We start from the raw sequence: 18,393 nt of genomic DNA on the forward strand, positions 1-18,393 counted from the left end.
TCCTTGTTGCCAGGGGCCACGAGGACGGCGGTCCTCAGCCCTCCGACGCACTGCCGCGCACCCTCGACGCCTCATACAGCGCGATCGACGCGGCCACTGAGGCGTTGAGGGACTCGACGTCGCTACTGATGGGGATTGAGGCCAGCACGTCACAGGATTGCCGGGTGAGACGGGCCAAGCCCTCTCCCTCAGAACCGACGACGAGCACCAGCGGACCATCCAGACCGGGAGCCGCGGTGATGTCGGAGTCAGCCTCACCAGCCAGACCGACGATCATCCATCCGGCCTCGGCGAACTTGCCGAGGGCCTGGTTGAGGTTCGACGCCATCGCCACCGGGATTCGCGCAGCAGCACCAGCGGATGTCTTCCATGCCGCCGCCGTCATCGAGGCCGAGCGACGCGACGGGATGAGCACCCCCTGAGCGCCGAAAGCGGCTGCCGAGCGGATGATCGCTCCCAGATTCCGCGGGTCGGTGACCTTGTCCAAGGCGACGACGAGTCCGCCGCGGTAGGCCTGGGTGCCGGCGTCAATGAGGTCGTCGACGCTGGCGTACTCGTACTCGGGAAGGCGCAGGGCCACGCCCTGATGGTTGGACCCGCCCGTCATACGGTCGAGTTCGCCACGGGTGGCCTGCATCAGCGCGATGCCATGGTCAGCGGCGAAGGAGAGGATCTCTCGCAGCCGAGAGTCATGCTCGGCTCCCTCGGCGACGTAGGCGGTGCGCACCGGAAGACCGGCGTGCAGGGCCTCCAGTACCGGATTTCGGCCGATGACCCACTCCGGGCCGGCACCCTTGGCCGCCTTTTCCGCGGGCTTGCGGTTACCGCCCCGGGCCAGCTTCTCCTGCTTGGCCTTGTATGCCTTGTGATAGGTGCGATCCTCCGCCTTGGGGGTGGGGCCACGTCCCTTGAGACCTTTGCGGACTCGGCCACCGGACCCGGCTGCCGAACTCTTGCCCTTGTGACCTGCGCCGCGGCGCTGGGAGTTTCCTGCCATCTCAGTCTCCGTGTCAGCTCAGCGACCAGTGGGCGCCGGTTGGGGTGTCCTCGATCGTCAGTCCGAGGTTGGTCAAGGTGTCGCGAATCGCGTCAGCAGTCGCCCAGTCCTTGCGGGCACGGGCCTCGGCACGCTGATCGAGCATGGCCTGCACCAGCCCGTCAACGACCGGCTCGAGACGCGTGTCGCTGTCGGCGGCGTCTGCCCATTCCGGTGCCTGGGGATCGAGCCCGAACACCGCGAGCATGGCTCGCACCCGGGCCATGTGCTCACGGGTGGCGTCAACATCGTGGGCCGAGATGGACTTGTTGCCCTCGGTGATCTCGCTGAAGAGAGCGGCAACTGCCTGCGGGGTTCCCAAGTCGTCGTCCATGGCTGTGACGAAGGCTTCCGGCAGATTCTGCGACGCCGCGACCTCGCCGCCGACGAGTTCACCAGCGCGCTCCAGGAAGGAATCGATGCGCTCGATGGCCTTGGTGGCCTCGTCGAGGGATCCCTTGGTCTGTTCGTCGGAGGGGCTGAACTCGATCATGGAACGGTAATGTGGGGCGAGCAGGAAGTACCTGACGGCTCGTGGGCTGTAGGTTTTCGTGACCTCGGTCACCTGGGCGGTATTACCCAGCGACTTGCTCATCTTCTCCCCGGACATCGTCACCCATGCGTTGTGCATCCAGTAATGGGCAAACGGACGGCCAGCGGCTGCTGACTGGGCCAACTCGTTCTCGTGGTGAGGGAAGCGCAGATCGATGCCGCCGCCATGAATGTCGAAGGCATCACCCAGGTACTTCCCGGACATGGCCGAGCACTCCAAGTGCCAACCGGGACGACCACGCCCCCAGGGGGAGGGCCAGGACGCCGTCTCCGGCTCATCCTCCTTGCGTCCCTTCCATAGGGCGAAGTCGCGCGGGTCACGCTTGCCGCGCGGGTCTGCGTCCTCGGCTGGGGCCATCTCGTCGACGCGCATCCCGGACAACTCCCCGTATCGGGGCCAGGACTGGACATCGAAGTAGACGTCTCCAGAACCGTCAGGAGCGGGGTAGGCGTGGCCCTTGGCGATGAGGGTCTCGATGAGCTCGATCATCTCCGGGATGTGGCCGGTCGCGCGCGGCTCGTAGGTGGGCGGACGGCATCCCAGCGCTTTGTATGCCGCGTGCAACTCGTTCTCGTAGCGGTAGGCGTGGGCCCACCACGGCACCCCGGCAGCAGCGGACTTGGCGAGGATCTTGTCGTCGATGTCGGTGACGTTGGCGACGACGCTCACCTGGTATCCGGAAAACTCCAGCCAGCGCCGCAGCACGTCGAAGACGACCTCCTTGCGGATGTGACCCAGGTGTGGGCTGGACTGCACCGTCATCCCACAGTGGTAGATAGACACCTGACCCTCACGCAAGGGCTCGAAGGTCTCGACGCTGTGGGTAGCGGTGTTGTAGAGCTTGAACGTCACGCCTCAAGGCTACCGGGGGACCCCGACACATCGCCTACCATGGCCGCATGGCCGAGATTCGCAAGCACAAGCCGTCGTCGAGCCCCATCTCCCGGGCCCTGGAGGCCGCGATGGGTGAATCCATCAAACCGGTCGTCCCCGGATCGCGTCCTGACAAGGACACTGAGGAGCCCAAGGAGAAGCCCGAGGCTGGCCCCTCGGCAGCATCCGCTCCCACCCAGTGGGGCTCGTTCACGGTGACGATGCCGCCGAAATCCTCACAGTGACGAGGACGTCCTAACCCTTCATGCGAGCGCGCAGGGCGTCAATATCCAGACGAGAGGCCGATTCCACGTCAATGGCGTCGGCATTGGCCTCCCACGGGTCGTAGGGGGCATCCTCCTCCTCGTCCTCGACATATCCGAGGGACGGGTCGTACACATTGACCAGCTCGTGACCGTTTCTGGGCTGTGATCCGTCGACGGACACGATCGACTCCGCGCTTATGGCCTCGTCAGGAAGCTGGGTGAGGATGTCGCGAACATATCCCTGGGCCGCCTCGATATGGGGGACCTCGCGTTGCTGGCGCTGGGACTCATACCAGCGATAGTCGAGCACCTCGTGATAGAACTGCGCGAGCTCGCGTTTGCGCGACAGTTCCGGGGGAATCTGCTCGACGACGGGCTCGAAGCACTCGGTGAGCCAGCGGTGGGCCGCCACCGCCTCGTCAACTCCATGCAGGCCGTTGCGGGCTCGGAAGGTGTCGAGGTCGTTGAGGAGGCGTCGTGCCTGAAATTCCTCGGTGTCCAGACCAGTGAGGCGCAGTAGACGCCGCTGGTGGTGCCCGGCGTCGACGACCTTGGGCTGGATGCGCAGCCGCTGTCCGTCCGAGGAGGTCTGAATGTCCAACTCGGCGACGTCGAAACCGAGGGCATTGAGACGACGCACCCTCGACTCCACCTGAGAATAGTCACCGCCAGCGAACTCCTCGGCTGCGGTGAGTTCATCCCACAGGTCGTGGTAACGGTCCTCGATCGTGGTCACCAGGCCCAGCGGATCAAGGGCGTCGTCGAGCATGTCGCCTTCTTCCAGGTCGAGGAACTCGCCGTAGAGGTTGGTGCGGGCGATCTGCAGATCGTGTTCCCGCTGGCCAGTGGTGAGATGGTCATGAAGCTCACCGGTCTCGGCGTCGACCAGATAGGCCGCGAAGGCCTCGGCGTCGCGTCGGAACAACACGTTCGACAGCGAGATGTCGCCCCAGAGGAATCCCACCAGGTGCAGCCGGACCAACAGCACGACGAGGGCGTCGAGCAGCCGCATGACGGTTTCCTGACGCACACCGGAATGGAAGAGGGACCGGTAGGGCAGCGAGAACCGCAGGTGTCGGGTGAGGATGATCGGTTCGAGGGGCTGCCCGTCGGCGGAGTAACGGTCAGTGATGACGCCAATGGGTTCGACGGACGGGGTGTCGAGACGTGTGAGGTCGTGCAGTAATCGGTACTCGTGGATCGCCAGGTGCTCGACGACCTCCTTGGCGGCGTAGACACCGTCGCCAACGGTGATGAATCGCACCACGTGACGGGAGATGCCTCGGGGCAGCGCGACCAGGAGGTCCTGGGGCCACTGGTCCAGCGGTGTGCTCCACGGCAACGGAAGCAGGCGGGAGTCGGGCTTCGCGCTGAGGAAACGTGTCACGGCAGACAGTTTGCCACCTGGCGACGTGCTGATGGGCTTGGGGCGCAGTCAGCAGGCCATCGAGCACGTCAGCGAACCATGCGGCAGACATGCTTGTGACCACTGGCGAGGGAACCGTCGATGGCGGCCGGGAAGTTTTTTCGCCCAATTTTCGGATTCGTCGTGACGATTCGGCTCGCAGAACATCTGAACATGTGACAGTCCTCACAGATCGAATGGAGATGAGCCGACATGGCTGACACCAAGAACACTTCCGCCAAGACCGACGACACCAAGACCGAGAATCTTCCCGACACCACCAAGGAGACCCTCGCTCCGTCGCCCCTGCACACCGAACACGGCTCGACCCTCATTGCCGAGCAGGTTGTCCAGAAGATCGCCGGCATCGCTTGCCGCGAGGTTCCTGGCGTTTACGCCATGGGCTCCACCGGACGTCGCATGCTGAGCTCCATCACTGATCGCATTCCGGGCTCCACCACCAACGTCTCCAACGGCGTCCAGGTTGAGAAGGGCGAGCGTCAGTGCGCCATCGATCTCTCCGTGGTCATCGAGTACGGCTACTCGGTCGTCGAGGTCGCCAACAAGCTCCGCGAGACCATCATCGACGCTGTCGAGTACGGCACCGGCCTTGAGGTCGTCGAGGTCAACGTCCAGGTCACCGATGTGCACATCCAGGGTGACGACGAGGGCGACGACCAGCCGGTCCAGGCGCCTGTGCAGCGCAAGAACGCTGAGCTTTCCTGAAACGCCGGGCTTCCCTGAAAGGTCACAGTATGAATGCATCGCGTATCGGAGCGCTCGTCGGTCTGTTGCTCGGCGTCATCGCAGTCTGTGTTGGTGTCTGGCAGGCCATCATCGTGCTGGTGCTGGGTCTGCTCGGCCTGATCGTGGGGCGGATCATTGACGGCCAGCTCGACGTGCACGACATCTTCGGCAAGCCAAGTCAGCGGAACCGTTGATGTCTGCCGGCACCACACGCGTACGTTCGGTGTCGTCGCTGGCGGTCCACAACCGTGAGAAGGCCAGCCGTGGAACCTTGACGGTGACCACGGCGGTTGTTGAGAAGGTGGCCGCCCATGTGGCGGCCCAGAGCGAGGGTTTTGGGGCTCCCACCTCGTCGTTCTTCGGATCGGGGTCGCGCGCCGACTTCGATCGAGGCCCGAAGGTCAGAGCGGTTCTCGTCGGCAGTACTGCAGATCTCGAGGTGGAGGTTGCCATTGGCTACCCTGCCCCCGTCCAGGCTCAGTGCGACGATCTGAGAGCTCGTTTGACCGAGCAGGTCCCGAAATTGTCTGGGGTCCAGATCGGCACCATCGACATTCTGGTGAGTCGAGTCGTCAACCAGACATCGACGACGAAGGAGTTGAACTGACATGAGTCATCGATACATGTCTCCGCCACTCGTTCGTCGTCCCTCGCGGACGGCCCCGGTGACGATCCTTGGTGTCCTGCTCGTGGCGGGTGGGGTGGTGGCCATCATTGCTGCCATTTACCGTCTCCAGAACGGATCCTTGCCTCAGTGGTTGGCGTGGGGTCGCGGCCACATGACCACCGCCTCGTGGCTCAGCAACATCGCCCTGACGGTTGCCATCGTCATCGGCGTCATCGCCCTGTTGTTGGTGATTTGGGCATTCAAGCCGGGACGCACCTCCGGTGTCTTTCTCAAGCCGGCTGAAGGTGCCCCGGACAATCGCGAGATCGTCATGGACAACTCCGACTTGACGGGCTGGGTGTCCCGCTGGATCAACGAGGAGGACGGGGTCGCATCCTCGTCGGTGAAGCGGCGTGGCAACACTCTCAAGATCAACGTCAAGACCGACGTCAATGATCCTGAGGTGATGCGGGACCAGCTCACCAGACGGGTTGCGGACCGTGTCGAGTCGCTGGGCTTGGAACAGTCCCCGAACCTGAAAGTGAGGTTGCGATGAGGGGGCGCGCAAACAGAACACGACTTGCCGTCGTCGGGATCATCTTGTTGCTGGTGGTCGCGTGGTTCATGCTGGTGCGGTTCGGCGTCGTCTCCTCGTGGGGATGGTGGCAGCCCAGCCTTGACTCGCCCATGGTTGATGTGCCGAAGGCATGGCGCACGGACTACGCGTCCTGGGCCCTGCTCATCGTGGGCGTCCTGGCTGTGGTGATTGGTTTGATGTGGCTGCTTCGGCAGTTCTCGTCAAGCAATCGTGCTCACAGCTACGGCATCAGCCACGAGTCGGACCATGGATCCACCGTGCTGTCCACCGACGCCCTGGGGCGAGCTGTCGAGGAGCAGATCGAGGAGTTTGCCGGGGTCAGCAGCGCCAGCGTCAGGTTCTTCGGGGCCCGTGTCGCTCCCGAGATGATGGTTCAGATCGACATTGATGATCGTGCTGACGTGCGAGAGCTCGTCACGCGGTTGGAATCTGAGGTGGCTCGCGATGTCGAGACCGCCCTGGATGCCAAGCTGGTGCGTTTCGCAACGAAGTTGCGGACGGGGGCACATGTCGCCGGAATGGGCGTGAGCCGCGTCGGCGTGACCGACGTGCCCAATGTCGACGAATCCGAGGACAGTCTTCCCGACAATCCGATGCCCAGGCCGACCTTCCTCGACGAGAAGTCCGAACGGGCCAAGCCGCGCAGTCGTGACGGACAGGTGCTCGCGTGATCTGTGCGCCAGCGGTCGAGGACACGGTTGTTGTCCTCGACCGCTGCTAGCGTCGAGGTCATGGTCAGCACAGTCGAAGGTGACGGCGGCGACGAGATCTGTCTTGCGGACATCAGTGCTGCTCAGGACGGAGATGCTGCGGCATACGCGCGCCTTGTCGAGTCATGGGGCGGGCCGCTGTTGAGGTTTTGTCACCACCACTTGCCGGCCACGATGGACGCCGAGGATGTCGTCCAGGATGTTCTGTTGACGGCGTGGCAGAAGTTGCCCGATCTCGACGATCGATCCCGGTTCAGGGCGTGGATGTATACCATTGCTCGAAACCGTTGCCGAGAGGTCATTCGGACCGCCGGGCGACGCGCGACCGATCCGGTAGCTCCTGACGACGTTCCGGTGAGGATCGATACCCGTCAGGATCCGGCGAGGGCACATGCCAGGGACGCCGCGATGACGGCGTTGAGGAAGTGTGTCGACCGGCTGCCTGGCAACCAGAGGCGTATCTGGGTGATGGCCCACCTTGACGGCCTCGGATACGCCGAAATCGCTGACATTGAGGAATTACCGGTGTCCACCGTCCGTGGCCGTTTGGCCCGGGCGAGAGCCACCATTGCAGAGGAGATGGAACCATGGAGGTGAGTCTCGTGTGTGGCGCGGACATGAACCGCGTCTGGGACAATGCACTGGAGCCTCCCACCGAGCACGAGGTTGAGTGCCCGGCCTGTCAGGCGGTGCGCACCGAGGCTCTTCGTGCCGGTCAATTGCGTGACGACACGGTTGCCGAGGACGCCCAGACCAGGGTTGTCGTCGATCCGCTGAAATTGTCGTCGGTGTGGAGGTCCTACAGCGCTGACCTCTCACCGCGTCACTGCATCGTCAGCGATGATGGTGGCGACGTCGAGGTCAGGGAGACCGTGTTGGCCACGATCGTGCGCGAGACCCTGGCTGACCATGAGGATGGCAGGCTGGGGCGGGTCCGCTTCTCGATACCCCAAGCGCCGTTGAGATTGCGTATTGATCTGGAGGTTGCGCACGGCGTTCGGATCCCCGAATGTGCCGATCGGGTACGTCAGCGAGTCTCCTCGGAAATGTATCGACAACTGGGCGGGCGCCCGGAAGCCATTGACATCGCAGTGGAGGACATCCATGCCTGAGCCCGAAAACGACGTTGTCGTCTCCGGAACTGTCCTGACCGGCGACGACACCACCGATGATCTGGAAGGGGTCATCGTCACGACCGTCCTCAACACCCCGGGAGTGACTCGACTCGTTCGGCCGTGGTGGCGGCGGGTCGGCATGTCTGATGACCGCAGCGCAGTGCGGATCAGCGAAGAGGACGGACGTACCGACGTGGGAATTGAGGTCACTGTGGATCTGACGGTGCCCATCGTGCGGCTCACCCAGGACCTTCGTCACCGGGTTGCCACGGCCATGACCCAGGCCGGACGCACTCCGGGGAAGGTGGATGTCATCGTCTCCAGGGTTGAGCGCAGCGGTGGGTGACGGCGAGGGGCTGCGATTCTTGGGAATGGCTCCATGAGGCGGGGAAGTAGCCGCGTAGGTGACCATTCCAGGGAATCAGAGTTGGTCCCGTGGCTGTTTCGTGCTGAGGTATTTTCCGAGTCTCATGCTTGGAAATCCGGTGCGATTGCCTCCATCTGTTCGAGCACCAGTTTCACCGCTTCGGGCTGTTTGCTGGGCGGATACTTGTGCCGGCGCAAAAGGCGTTTCACCGAGCTGCGGAGCTTGGCCTGTACGTCGTCGCGCCTGGTCCAGTCGGTGCGGGAGTCCTTGCGCACGATGGCGAGCAGATCGCGGGCCATGGCTGCCAGCACATCGTCGCCCATGGTCTCCAACGCTCCCGGGTCATTGGCGAGCGCGTCGTAGAAGGCGATCTCCTCGTGGTTGAGCGGCGGGTCGAACTTCGCGCCGCGAGCGTTCTCCTCGCTGATGCTCTTGGCTAGCTCGGCAAGTTCGCTGATCACCTGGGCGGAGGTTAGTTGCTGATTGGTGTAGCGCAGCATCAGTTCGTTGATGCGCTCGCTGAAGTCGCGGTTGCGCACTAGGTTCTTGCGGGTGGCCTTGTCGGCTTCCGCAACGAGCAGATCGCGCAGGGCCTCGATGGCCAGGTGCGGGTTGGTGGCATCCTTGAACTGCTGCACCATTGCCGGCGTGAGGTTCTGCAGGCTGGGCTTGGGGATGCCTGCGGCCTCATAGATGTCGGTGATGCCGCTGCTGACAGTGGCGTCGGCGACCAGACCGCGCAGCAGTCGCAGGACTTCGTCGGGGACGGGCTGGCCGTTGGCCTCGCGTTCCTTGGCGTCATACTTGGCCATCCAGACCCGCACCTCCTCGTAGAAATTGACGTGGATGCGCTTGTCGTCGAGGGTCTGGCTGCCCGCGGACAGCGCCCACATGCGGGCGAGCCTGGCCGACAGTTTGCGGTAACGATCGGCCAGGGTCTCCTCGCCGTCGTCGACGCGGTTACCCGGTGTGCTGGGCGAGCGGAGGTATTCCACCGCGCCGGCTACGGCGTCGCGTCGGGCGCTTTTGGTTCCGGAGCGGAGCACGCCCATCCAGTCGTAGCCGGACAGTAGCCGGTCAAGGGCATTGAGGAGGTCGCGGGTGGCCCCGGCGGCCTCGTCGACGTCACGACCGACGGGGCGGGTGGTCTTGTCGGTCTCGGTGTACTCGTCGAGTGCCTCGCGCAGGTTCTCGGCCAGGGGTGCGTAACCGACGAGCAGGCCGTCTTGTTTGCCGCGGAAGGTGCGGTTGACCCGGGCGAGGGTCTGCATGAGCAGGGCACCCTTGAGCGGCCGGTCGAGGTAAAGGGTGTGCAGGGGCGGGGCGTCGAAGCCGGTAAGCATCATGTCCTTGACGATCACCAGCTCGATCTCATCATTGACGTCGGTGAGGCGTTTCTTAATGACCTGGTTTTCGGAGTCGCGGCGCACGTGGTTGCGGATCGGCTCCGTGTCGGTGGCATTGCCGGAATAGACGACCTTGATGCGCCCCTTGGTGATGTCGTCGTTGTGCCACTCGGGTCGCAGCCGAGTGATCTCGGTGTAGAGGTTTGCGCAAATCTCGCGGGTTGCGCCGACGATCATCGCCTTGCCGTGCGGGGTGGTCGCGGAGTCTCCGTCGCGTAGGGCAGGCTCGACGGTGGCGCGTCGGGCTTCCCAGTGTGCGACGATGTCGGCGGCCAAGGCGTGCAGGCGCTCGGGGGCGCCGTAGATGGCGTTGATGACCAGCACGGATTTCTCGATGCGGCTGCGTTCGGCGTCGTCGAGGCCTTCGGTGGTCTCGTCGGCGATGCGGTCGAGGTCCTCGGAGGTCATGTTGGGGGTGAGTCCGACGTTGATTAACCGTTGCTCGAAGTAGACGGGCACGGTGGCACCGTCGTCGACGGCTCGGCTGAGGTCGTAGACGTCAATGTATTCGCCGAAGACCGCGCGGGTGTCATGGTCGGCGGTGCTTATGGGGGTGCCGGTGAAGGCAATCAGGGTGGCGTTGGGTAGGGCGTCCTTGAGGTGTCGGGCGTAGCCGTCGAGGTCGTCGTAGTGGCTGCGGTGGGCCTCGTCGACCATGACGATGACATTGCGCCGGTCGGTGAGCATGGGGTGGTCGAGGCCGGAGTCACGTTCGGCTGCGGAGCGGCCGAACTTTTGCAGGGTGGTGAAGTAGATGCCGCCAGAAGCGGTGTTGGCGAGCCGTTCGCGCAGCTCGGACCGGCGGGTGACCTGCACGGGCGTCTCGGGTAACAGGGTGGAGCGACGGAAGCCGGCGAACAGCTGTCCGTCGAGCTCAGTGCGATCGGTGATGACGACGATCGTGGGGTTGAGTAGCTCGGGGTGGGTCATCACCAGGTTGGCGTAGAGCTCCATTTCCATGCTCTTGCCGGACCCCTGGGTGTGCCAGACGACGCCGGCCTTGCCGGTGGAGTCGATGGCCTTGAGGGTGGAGTCGACGGCCTTGCGCACGGCGAAGTACTGGTGGGGTTTGGCAATGCGCTTCGTGACGTGGCCGGAGTCCTCGTCGAATGCGGTGAAGTTGAGGACCATGTCGAGGAATCGGCGCAGGTCGAACAAGCCGTAGGTGAGGGTCTCCAGCTCGGGGGTGTTAGGGCCGGTCTCGACGGGGGTGCCGAAGTCGTCCACCTTCCACGGCGAGTAGTGGTTCAGCGGGGTGAACGGCGTGCCGTACTGAGCGCTGATCCCGTCGCTGATGACGGTGGTGACCACGCTGCGGAAGGCGGTGCCGAATTCTGCCAGGTAGGTTCCGATCTGGGCGTGGGCCTTGGCGATGGTGGCATTGGCTGCGCCGGCCTGCTTGAGCTCGACGATGGCCAGCGGCAGACCGTTGACGTAGAGGACGACGTCGAAGCGACGGCTGTTTTGGCCGTGCACGATGCGGACTTGTTGTACCGCATGGAAGGTGTTCTCGTCGGGGTTGGGGCTGACCAGGCGCAGGGTGGGGGTCTGTTCGGCACCCGAGGAGTCGACATAGGCGAGCCCGTGGAAGCCGTGCGCGAGCAGGGCGTGGAAGGCCTTGTTCTCGGCCAGTGCATCTTGGCTCTTCGGGGTAAGCATCTCGGCCTGCGCCTGGGCGAGGAAGGTGTCAGGTACCCCCGGGTTGAGGCGGCGCAGGGCGTGCAGGAAGACGTCGCCCAGCACCAGGTCGTCGAGGCCGTTACGCTGGGACTCGACGGCGGAACCGGTGGTCGGCTCCCAGCCGAGCTCACCGAGCCAGTCAAGCATGGTGGTCTCCCACTCGGATTCCAGGATCATGGGTTGTGCCTTTCATGTGCGGGGGTGGTGCGGGAATGACGCCGGCGTGTGGCCAGATCGATGATGTCGGCTCCGGAATCGGCGGGATTGGTAGGCGGGTCCAAACGGGCCCAGTGACGGACTAGGTGTGGAGGCAGGCCTGTGTAGGTGCCCAGTCCCGGGCCGCCGGTGGGGGTGGCGCGTTCCAGGGCCTGTTTGAGTAGTAGGGGGCGTTCGTCGGCTACGGGGACGGGTTCGATGTCTGGATCCCGCCATCCCAGGGAGGAGAGCTGGATCTGGAGGCTTCGCGCGCGGTTACTGCTGATAATCCCGAGGTTTCGGCAGCGCATGATGATTGCACCGACGCTGACTCCGTAATCGGCCTTGACCGGGAGGTATCCGCGCAGCGTGGTCTGCTCTGTGATGCGGGCAATAACCTGCTGTTTGGGGAGTAGGAACGCTCCGGCGAAGTGGTGGGCGCGTAGTTCGCGGTGGTCTTTGGTACTGGTGATCGGACTGGGCAGGTCCTGGTCCCAGATATGGTGGGCAGCCTCGTGGGCGAGCGTGAAGCGGGCGACGGCGCCGGGCAGGTTGCTGACCAGGGCGACGAGCGGCCGCTGGTCGTGGCGGGTTGGCAGGCTGATGCCGGACAGGTCGAGGGTTCGTTCGGTGTTTGGGTCGAGGCCGTTGATGACGGCGATGCCCTGGCGTTCGAGGGCTCGTGTGACATTGGGAACAGGGGCGTCGTCGGCAATACCAGCGGCACGTCGTACTTCGAGGGCGACTTGTTCGACGTCGTCGAGGAGATCTTTGTCGTCGGTGAAGACAAAGGGCTTGTAGCCGGTCTGAGTTGAAGCCTGGGTGAAGACCCGGGCTGCTTCGCGGGCAAGGCGGGTGATGCGCTTCTGGTCGAGTGCGGAGGCGCGGGCTTTTTTGCGGAAAGTGGGCACGGCCGCCTCGTGTGCGGGGTCGTTCTGGGTGAAGAAGGCGAGTGGGACGCCGTGCTTCTCGGCCATGGCGGCAGCGAGGTCGAGCGGGAAGCGTTGAATGCCGCTCTCGATCTTGGACAGCTGTGCCGGGGTGGCGCCGACGCTCTCGGCGAGCCGCGTGCGCGACATGCCGAGTAGCTCGGCGAGCGCCCGGATGCGCTGGCCGACGAGATCTTGGTCGGTCACTGTCCTGCGAGCCCTTCGGTGTCGTTTTCGTCGGGGATGTCGAAAATGAAAAGGTCGCTGTCCTCGTCCGAGCCAACGAAGCGAAGACCCTCCTCATTGACGAGGCCGCCGCGGGGGATGACAAGGTCGAGGTCACACGGGGTGGCCTTGCCGAATGCGCCGGGGGCGCGGGTGTGGACGATTCGCAGGTCGTATCCGCTCTCCCGGTCTGACGGGTCCCTCCAGGCCCAGATCAGCAGGAAGGTCTCGCCGTGCAGGTCGTCGGTGCGCTTGGCGAGCGTGCCGGCATCGCCGAGCGAAGGTATGGCGGTCTGCAGGCTGGTGTCGAGCGGTTCATTGCTCCACGCCTCGCGACGGGCAGGGTTGTATCCGGCATGCGGTACGTGGTCGGGCTGGGTGTAGGGCGCCTTGAGAAAGCGCACGGTCATCCCAGTCTCGCTGTCAACGAGCAGCAGCTGGCCCATCTTTCGTGGGTCGCCCTCGACCCGCCAGCCGCCGGGAAGAGGCTCTGCTTCGAGAGAGAGGCGGACGTCCTGGCGGATGTTGAGCGGCCGGATGTACGGAAAGCGATCCTGCTCGAAACCCTGGGCGCGGGTCTCGGCCTGGATGATGGCACTGGCCATGGCCTCGTCGATCCGCGGGGCGATGAGTTGGACGCGGTTCAGTACGAGGTTGGTTACGGGGCTCATGGGCAACTCCAATCAGAGGATACGAAGAAATTTTTGCATACAAATGAAAGGAGGGCTAGAGAGCCTCGCTGACTGTCGTCTCAGCATCCTTAACGCGCAGCGTTCCGTCCATGAGAGCGGGTAGCAGGGTGTCGCGTAGAGCGGCGAGGGTGGAAGACTCACGGAGTGCGGAACTTGATGTCGCATGCAGAGGCCCGGCGAGCGAGTCGAAATGTTGCAACGCCGCGTTTTCGGGTAACGCGAAACTCATCTTCCGGAAAGCCTTCCTTGGCAATTCGAGGAAGGTAGCGCCGTTGGCCATAGCGACGAATTCAGGCACCCTCTGTTGCATCTCGGCGAGTAGCCACCAGCGTAAGGTCGGATCGTGCGGCTGGACGACGATGAAACCCTGGTTCACCGCAGTGGGAACTTGCGCGATGGCAAAGGCCCCGATGGTTGCCCGTGAGGTCATGAGGATGGATCCAACGGGATAGAGCGGAGAAGAGCACGCAGTCAGTCCCGCCTTCGTGATCTTGCGCGGTGTGTCCTCGAGATACGGTGCCGGAAGAGCCGTGATGTCGCTAGGGGCTGCCCACGGAATGTCACCCTCCCAGTAGGCATCCACCTTCGTGCTGGGGGTGGCGCCACCACCGATCTCAGCGACATCGGTGAAGGCGGTACGTGTACAGACTCCGCCCGATTTGATGTGGCGGTGGTGGGCTCCAACCAACTCAAGCGAGGTCGCGACAAGGGCGCGGTTGGCGGCGATCTTGTCGTCCAAGGCGCCCAGGACTTCCGCGATTGCCTGTTGCTTTGGAAGCGGCGGAAGAACCAGTGGAACTTCACGAAGAATCTGGGTATTCAGGTTCAGCATCGTCGCGCCCACAGCATGACCGCGGACCCACTTGCGAACTTCGTCGGTCTGCAAAAGATAAGCGAGGAACGTGGAGTCTGCGAAGTGTGACTTTGGCACGCGAACTAGCAGGGAACCAGTTCCGCACATGGCTGGTAGATCGGTTTCCAAGACCAAGGCGCACTTCTCCACGTCGCCGCGCCGCGAATACACGATGTCTCCAGCTTGGAGCGTGTGGCGACTGAGGCCTGATGCTCTGCGCGTAGTCACATGGGCGATTGAGGAGTGATCGAGTCTGCCGTTGCGGATATCTTGAGGCATAACGACGGCGACACCGGAATTTGAATAATCGTGCGCGTGAAGTTGGCTACCAAACGGGCCCGTTTGAACAATTCCGCCCGCTTCATCGACCAATTCGCCTAGCGTGGTGGTTCGCATCACAGCCTCCCCAGTTGCTCACGCACAACCGCTTGCAAGCGGTCGGACTCGGCGAACTGTTCCCGGAGTTGCGTAGTGAGGCGGGCGATCTTCTCGTCGAGCGGCTCGTCGTCAGCCTCGGCCTCGGCCATGCCGACATAACGACCCGGGGTCAGCGCGTAGCCGGCCTCCTTGATCTCGGCGAGGCTCACCGAGCGGCAGAAGCCCGGGATGTCGCGGTAGGCTCCGTCCGGGAAAGTGGTCTCGACAGGCTCAGTACCTGTTCCCGTCCCCTCGGCGGACTCAGGAGCCGGGGAGGAAGACTCGGTCGCCGTGGCGTCCTTGGTGCCCAGATCGAGCACTTCCATGCCGCGCCACAGGTGGTAGGCGTCGGCGATCTGCTTGATGTCGGCGTCGCTGAAGGCGCGCTCGGCGCGGGTAACCATGTGGCCTAAGTTGCGCGCATCGATAAACAGCACCTCGCCGCGGCGGTCCACGGAACCTCCCCGACCGGCCGACTTGTCCTTGGCAAAGAACCAGATGCACACCGGAATCCCGGTGGAGCGAAACAGCTTCTCGGGCAACGCCACCATGCAGCTCACCAGGTCGTTTTCCACCAGCTGGGCGCGGATCTCACCTTCGCCGCCCGACTTCGATGTCATCGACCCATTGGCCATCACCACGCCCGCCGTGCCAGTGGGCTTCAACTTCGAGATGATGTGCTGAAGCCAGGCGTAGTTCGCGTTCTTAGCCGGTGGTACGCCGTAGGTCCAGCGGCTGTCCGACTCCACCCGGTTCCAGTCCTTGATGTTGAACGGCGGGTTGGCCATCACGTAGTCCATCTGCACGCCCTGGTGCAGGTCCAGCGAGAAGGTATCGCCCCAGCGCGGCCCCAAGTTGCCGTTCAGGCCGTGAATGGCGAGGTTCATCTTCGCCATCCGCCAGGTGCTCTCCACGTTCTCCTGCCCGTAGACCGACAGCTTCATCGGGTCGTCATCGTGCGCGGCCAGGAACTTCTCCGCCTGCACGAACATGCCGCCCGAACCACAGCACGGGTCGTAGACCCGGCCTTCGCGGGGCTGCAACACCTCGACGATGGTGCGCACCACGCTGGCCGGTGTGTAGAACTCGCCACCCCGGCGTCCCTCCGATAAGGCGAACTTCGCCAGAAAATACTCGTACACCTCGCCCAGCAGGTCACGCGCCCGGCTAGCACCCTGTCCGCTGAACCGCAGCGAGTTCAGCAGGTCCAGCAGTTCTGCCAGCCGACGGTGGTCGACGCTGGAGTTGTTGAAGACGCGCGGCAGCGTGCCCGCCAACGACGGATTGTCTGACATCAACAGGTCCATCGCCTCGTTGAGACGCTGGCCGATCGTCTTGGCGTCGTTCACCTTCGCCATCTGCACCAGATGGGGCCAGCGGGCATCCTCGTCCACCCAGAAGACGTTCGAGGCGGTGTACTCGTCACGGTCCTCCAGAGTCTCGGCGATCGCCTCGGCGTCATAGCCTTCCTCGGTCAGCTCGGCGGTCAGCGCGCTAGCCCGCGCCGTGAACGCATCCGAGACGTACTTGAGGAAGACCAGCCCCAGCACCACGTCCTTGTACTGAGAAGCATCCATCGAGCCGCGCAGCTTGTCGGCAGCCTTCCACAGGGTGTCCTTCAGCTCCTTGTCGGTGCTGGGTAACAGTGCGTCCTGTTTCTTCCTGGGTGCCATCACTGGCCCTCCTTCTTCTCGGTCGTGGTGAGCGTCACTGCGCCACAGGGCACGCAACGCATCACCACGCGGCGGAGCTCGTCCACCACATTCTGTCGGTCCTGCAACTGGCGCTCGCACCGCTCCAGCAAAGCCAGCGTGTCGTCGGTAGCCCTGCGGTCCCGGGCTATGGGGACCTGCCAAGTACGCCACGCACCGCACCCGGCAGGAAGCTCATTGATGACGGCCGCGACGGACCGCGGTGAGATGGGCGCACGGGAATCGAGACGGAGTACCCGCGCTGGATAAGCGACGACTGCGCTACCTTCGTCGTCCACCTGGGCGACCGGCTTCCCGGTCGAGCAGAAGACCACGTCGCCAGGCTGGGTCACCTTCGCCTCGGGAGCCTGCCGGGTCAGCTGCAGCATGTCGACGGGTTGCGGTGCGCGGCGGGCTAACCCGGCAGCGGTCCACAGCCTGGACGACCCCTCGGGGAGCGCCTCGACGTTGAGTCGTGTACCGGACACCACCTTCGCCAGCCGCTGCTGGGCCAGCTCACCCAGCACCGCCACCGACGGTGTGCGGCCGGTGGCCACCCGCGCCGTGATGCCCTTCATCGGACTCGGCTCGGAAACCGTGAGCCTGGTGAGCAATTGCTGGATTTTGGCCGCGTCATCACCGGGTGCACTGGGCAGCCCCACCGGCACGGTCTGGCCCAGCGTTACCAGCGACCTGGAGCGCGTTAGGAGGGAGGGGAGTGCCACCGGGTGCAGCAACTCGATGCAGCGGCGACTATCTTGCTGGGCCACAGCCACCAGATCATCCAATAGCCGCTGGCGTAAGGCGCTGTTCAACGGGGTGCCACTGAGGTCACCGACGAAGGGGCGGGCATCCGCCGTTCCATCCATCAGCCACAACGCCAGATGCCCCCGCGCCCCATCGGCCAAGAGACCCTGGGGGAGTCGCACCACAGCGCGCACCAAGTGGTCACGCAGGACAGCGTCGCGACGCCTCGTGGAGCTGCCCAGCGGGTCGACGAGGATCTGGGCTGGACCAATCACGAGGGCCCGTGTGCCCGGCGCGAGTTGGAGCGAGAGCTGGTCGAGGTCATCTAGTGCTGCGTGCACGTCGGACTCCAAGCGGGCGAGGATGACGCTGCCTTCGGCTAGCTGCCAGTCGTCGTCGAACGAGGGTGTGCGCGCGACGAGGTGGCGCACCGCCAGACGCTGTCGCGCCATCCGATGACCGGCACCCTCGCCGGGCAGGACTAGCCCGACATCCTGGAGGTCCTCGTCGCGCATCAGGTTCACCAGCACGTCGTTGGCGGTCCCGTTAACGTCCACGAGCTCCCCGCCCGAGGACAGCAAGGCCTTGGCGGCTGTGCTAACCAGGGCGACGAAGTCTTCGGCGAGGCGGGGTGTGTTCGCGGTCCGACGCGTCACCTCCTGCACCAGCCGGTCGTGGGCGTCGGAGGTTGTCCAGGCTGCCTCGACTAGCGCGTCAGCCTCATGAGAGAGCCTCTCGACGTCGAGCGCCTCGACCTCCGACCAGAGCCAGTCATCGTCGGGGTCGGCCTCCTCGACGGCATCGAGGAGATCCTCGGTGTCCATGCTCACCAACGGGCAGTCGACGATGCTCCGCGCAGCCACCATCGCGGTCAGGGCTTGCATTTCCTTCGTGCCACGGCCCGCGTTGAAGGTGGTTTCGAGGGCGAGGTCGAGTCGGGGCTGGGGATTGTTGCCCCGGCCGGTCCGCTCCAGCCAGTCGAGCACCTCGTCGGCTGCATAGCGGCCCGTGGGGGACGGGGAAGGAAACGGGGCGCCGGCGACAGGGCGCTTGAGCCACATCGTCGCCACGGCGCGCTTGACGTGGCACAGCCGGGCGATCTGCCCCAGAGACAGCGTCTGCTGAGTTGTCATGGTTCCTCCTTCCGCTGCAAGCAGCTTACTGGAGTAGACGCCTTTGATATATGAAGTAGCTGATAAGGAGACTTATCAGAGTGATGTAAATTGAAATAAGCGCAGGCTACATCGACGTTCGGACATAGCCGCAGCAGCTCGCTGAGGG

At 64.2% G+C, this 18,393-nt stretch carries 18 protein-coding genes; 9 read left to right on the forward strand and 9 right to left on the reverse strand.

The features are described 5' to 3' along the window. Nucleotides 1-34: 34 nt before the first annotated feature. Nucleotides 35-997, reverse strand: coding sequence for a 23S rRNA (guanosine(2251)-2'-O)-methyltransferase RlmB (gene rlmB / locus O6R08_RS01670; protein WP_271418460.1), 963 nt, complete (start codon nucleotides 995-997; stop codon nucleotides 35-37). Nucleotides 998-1,010: 13 nt separating this feature from the next. Continuing rightward, nucleotides 1,011-2,441 (reverse strand): cysteine--tRNA ligase, encoded by a 1,431-nt coding sequence (gene cysS, locus O6R08_RS01675; RefSeq protein WP_271418461.1) that lies wholly within the window; start codon nucleotides 2,439-2,441, stop codon nucleotides 1,011-1,013. Nucleotides 2,442-2,488: 47 nt separating this feature from the next. Here cysS and O6R08_RS01680 point away from each other — a divergent pair, with 47 nt between their 5' ends. Further along, the gene (locus O6R08_RS01680; RefSeq protein WP_271418462.1) at nucleotides 2,489-2,707 is read left to right on the forward strand and encodes a hypothetical protein; all 219 of its coding nucleotides are present in this window, start codon (nucleotides 2,489-2,491) and stop codon (nucleotides 2,705-2,707) included. Nucleotides 2,708-2,717: 10 nt separating this feature from the next. Here the strand turns inward: O6R08_RS01680 and O6R08_RS01685 are convergent, their stop codons facing one another. Continuing rightward, entirely contained in the window at nucleotides 2,718-4,115 is a 1,398-nt protein-coding gene (locus O6R08_RS01685) for a DUF4032 domain-containing protein (protein ID WP_271418463.1), read from the reverse strand. Between the two features lie 231 nt (nucleotides 4,116-4,346). Here O6R08_RS01685 and O6R08_RS01690 point away from each other — a divergent pair, with 231 nt between their 5' ends. From O6R08_RS01690 to O6R08_RS01725, 8 genes are read left to right on the forward strand one after another with little or no spacing between them, the layout of a single operon-like run. Beyond that, complete coding sequence (locus O6R08_RS01690; protein ID WP_271418464.1) at nucleotides 4,347-4,859, forward strand: Asp23/Gls24 family envelope stress response protein; 513 nt, start codon at nucleotides 4,347-4,349, stop codon at nucleotides 4,857-4,859. 29 nt (nucleotides 4,860-4,888) lie between these two features. Further along, nucleotides 4,889-5,074 (forward strand): DUF2273 domain-containing protein, encoded by a 186-nt coding sequence (locus tag O6R08_RS01695; protein WP_271418465.1) that lies wholly within the window; start codon nucleotides 4,889-4,891, stop codon nucleotides 5,072-5,074. Beyond that, a complete protein-coding gene (locus O6R08_RS01700) occupies nucleotides 5,074-5,487 on the forward strand; it encodes an Asp23/Gls24 family envelope stress response protein (RefSeq protein WP_271418466.1) in 414 nt (137 codons plus the stop codon). The genes O6R08_RS01695 and O6R08_RS01700 overlap by 1 nt, the downstream gene beginning before the upstream one ends. Before the next feature lies 1 nt (nucleotide 5,488). Continuing rightward, complete coding sequence (locus O6R08_RS01705) at nucleotides 5,489-6,043, forward strand: DUF6286 domain-containing protein (protein ID WP_271418467.1); 555 nt, start codon at nucleotides 5,489-5,491, stop codon at nucleotides 6,041-6,043. Continuing rightward, a complete protein-coding gene (gene amaP / locus O6R08_RS01710) occupies nucleotides 6,040-6,756 on the forward strand; it encodes an alkaline shock response membrane anchor protein AmaP (RefSeq protein WP_271418468.1) in 717 nt (238 codons plus the stop codon). Before O6R08_RS01705 ends, amaP begins: the two co-directional genes overlap by 4 nt. Nucleotides 6,757-6,816: 60 nt before the next feature. Next, entirely contained in the window at nucleotides 6,817-7,392 is a 576-nt protein-coding gene (locus tag O6R08_RS01715) for an RNA polymerase sigma factor (protein ID WP_271418469.1), read from the forward strand. Beyond that, on the forward strand, nucleotides 7,383-7,907 hold the full coding sequence (locus tag O6R08_RS01720; protein WP_271418470.1) for an Asp23/Gls24 family envelope stress response protein: 525 nt from the start codon (nucleotides 7,383-7,385) through the stop codon (nucleotides 7,905-7,907). The genes O6R08_RS01715 and O6R08_RS01720 overlap by 10 nt, the downstream gene beginning before the upstream one ends. Continuing rightward, nucleotides 7,900-8,256, forward strand: a complete 357-nt coding sequence (locus tag O6R08_RS01725) for a hypothetical protein (RefSeq protein ID WP_271418471.1) — start codon at nucleotides 7,900-7,902, stop codon at nucleotides 8,254-8,256. Before O6R08_RS01720 ends, O6R08_RS01725 begins: the two co-directional genes overlap by 8 nt. A gap of 122 nt (nucleotides 8,257-8,378) precedes the next feature. Here O6R08_RS01725 and O6R08_RS01730 read toward each other — a convergent pair whose 3' ends face one another. Genes O6R08_RS01730 through O6R08_RS01755 form a run of 6 tightly spaced genes read right to left on the reverse strand, consistent with a single transcriptional unit; the run spans nucleotide 8,379 to nucleotide 18,245 of the window. Next, nucleotides 8,379-11,540: a type I restriction endonuclease subunit R gene (locus tag O6R08_RS01730; protein ID WP_271418472.1), complete on the reverse strand. Its 3,162-nt coding sequence runs from the start codon at nucleotides 11,538-11,540 to the stop codon at nucleotides 8,379-8,381. Further along, nucleotides 11,537-12,694 carry a helix-turn-helix domain-containing protein gene (locus tag O6R08_RS01735; protein ID WP_271418473.1) on the reverse strand — a complete coding sequence of 386 codons (1,158 nt, stop codon included), beginning with the start codon at nucleotides 12,692-12,694 and terminating at the stop codon, nucleotides 11,537-11,539. Before O6R08_RS01735 ends, O6R08_RS01730 begins: the two co-directional genes overlap by 4 nt. Then, nucleotides 12,691-13,383: a hypothetical protein gene (locus O6R08_RS01740; protein ID WP_271418474.1), complete on the reverse strand. Its 693-nt coding sequence runs from the start codon at nucleotides 13,381-13,383 to the stop codon at nucleotides 12,691-12,693. The genes O6R08_RS01735 and O6R08_RS01740 overlap by 4 nt, the downstream gene beginning before the upstream one ends. Nucleotides 13,384-13,438: 55 nt before the next feature. Next, nucleotides 13,439-14,653: a restriction endonuclease subunit S gene (locus O6R08_RS01745; RefSeq protein WP_271418475.1), complete on the reverse strand. Its 1,215-nt coding sequence runs from the start codon at nucleotides 14,651-14,653 to the stop codon at nucleotides 13,439-13,441. Further along, nucleotides 14,653-16,347, reverse strand: coding sequence for a class I SAM-dependent DNA methyltransferase (locus O6R08_RS01750; RefSeq protein ID WP_271418476.1), 1,695 nt, complete (start codon nucleotides 16,345-16,347; stop codon nucleotides 14,653-14,655). Before O6R08_RS01750 ends, O6R08_RS01745 begins: the two co-directional genes overlap by 1 nt. After that, nucleotides 16,347-18,245, reverse strand: a complete 1,899-nt coding sequence (locus O6R08_RS01755) for a hypothetical protein (protein ID WP_271418477.1) — start codon at nucleotides 18,243-18,245, stop codon at nucleotides 16,347-16,349. The genes O6R08_RS01750 and O6R08_RS01755 overlap by 1 nt, the downstream gene beginning before the upstream one ends. Between the last annotated feature and the right edge of the window lie 148 nt (nucleotides 18,246-18,393).

This window comes from Cutibacterium equinum (genome assembly GCF_028021195.1).
Taxonomy (GTDB): Bacteria; Actinomycetota; Actinomycetes; order Propionibacteriales; family Propionibacteriaceae; genus Cutibacterium; species Cutibacterium equinum.

What these genes read in the sequence shown, in the direction of transcription:
- O6R08_RS01695 (WP_271418465.1), top strand. Translation starts at nt 4,889, where the DNA reads ATGAATGCATCGCGTATCGGAGCGCTCGTCGGTCTGTTGCTCGGCGTC.
- O6R08_RS01715 (WP_271418469.1), top strand. Translation starts at nt 6,817, where the DNA reads ATGGTCAGCACAGTCGAAGGTGACGGCGGCGACGAGATCTGTCTTGCG.
- amaP (WP_271418468.1), top strand. Translation starts at nt 6,040, where the DNA reads ATGAGGGGGCGCGCAAACAGAACACGACTTGCCGTCGTCGGGATCATC.
- O6R08_RS01755 (WP_271418477.1), bottom strand. Translation starts at nt 18,245, where the DNA reads ATGACAACTCAGCAGACGCTGTCTCTGGGGCAGATCGCCCGGCTGTGC.
- O6R08_RS01720 (WP_271418470.1), top strand. Translation starts at nt 7,383, where the DNA reads ATGGAGGTGAGTCTCGTGTGTGGCGCGGACATGAACCGCGTCTGGGAC.
- O6R08_RS01730 (WP_271418472.1), bottom strand. Translation starts at nt 11,540, where the DNA reads ATGATCCTGGAATCCGAGTGGGAGACCACCATGCTTGACTGGCTCGGT.
- O6R08_RS01690 (WP_271418464.1), top strand. Translation starts at nt 4,347, where the DNA reads ATGGCTGACACCAAGAACACTTCCGCCAAGACCGACGACACCAAGACC.
- O6R08_RS01725 (WP_271418471.1), top strand. Translation starts at nt 7,900, where the DNA reads ATGCCTGAGCCCGAAAACGACGTTGTCGTCTCCGGAACTGTCCTGACC.
- O6R08_RS01750 (WP_271418476.1), bottom strand. Translation starts at nt 16,347, where the DNA reads ATGGCACCCAGGAAGAAACAGGACGCACTGTTACCCAGCACCGACAAG.
- O6R08_RS01740 (WP_271418474.1), bottom strand. Translation starts at nt 13,383, where the DNA reads ATGAGCCCCGTAACCAACCTCGTACTGAACCGCGTCCAACTCATCGCC.
- rlmB (WP_271418460.1), bottom strand. Translation starts at nt 997, where the DNA reads ATGGCAGGAAACTCCCAGCGCCGCGGCGCAGGTCACAAGGGCAAGAGT.
- O6R08_RS01745 (WP_271418475.1), bottom strand. Translation starts at nt 14,653, where the DNA reads ATGCGAACCACCACGCTAGGCGAATTGGTCGATGAAGCGGGCGGAATT.
- O6R08_RS01705 (WP_271418467.1), top strand. Translation starts at nt 5,489, where the DNA reads ATGAGTCATCGATACATGTCTCCGCCACTCGTTCGTCGTCCCTCGCGG.
- O6R08_RS01700 (WP_271418466.1), top strand. Translation starts at nt 5,074, where the DNA reads ATGTCTGCCGGCACCACACGCGTACGTTCGGTGTCGTCGCTGGCGGTC.
- O6R08_RS01680 (WP_271418462.1), top strand. Translation starts at nt 2,489, where the DNA reads ATGGCCGAGATTCGCAAGCACAAGCCGTCGTCGAGCCCCATCTCCCGG.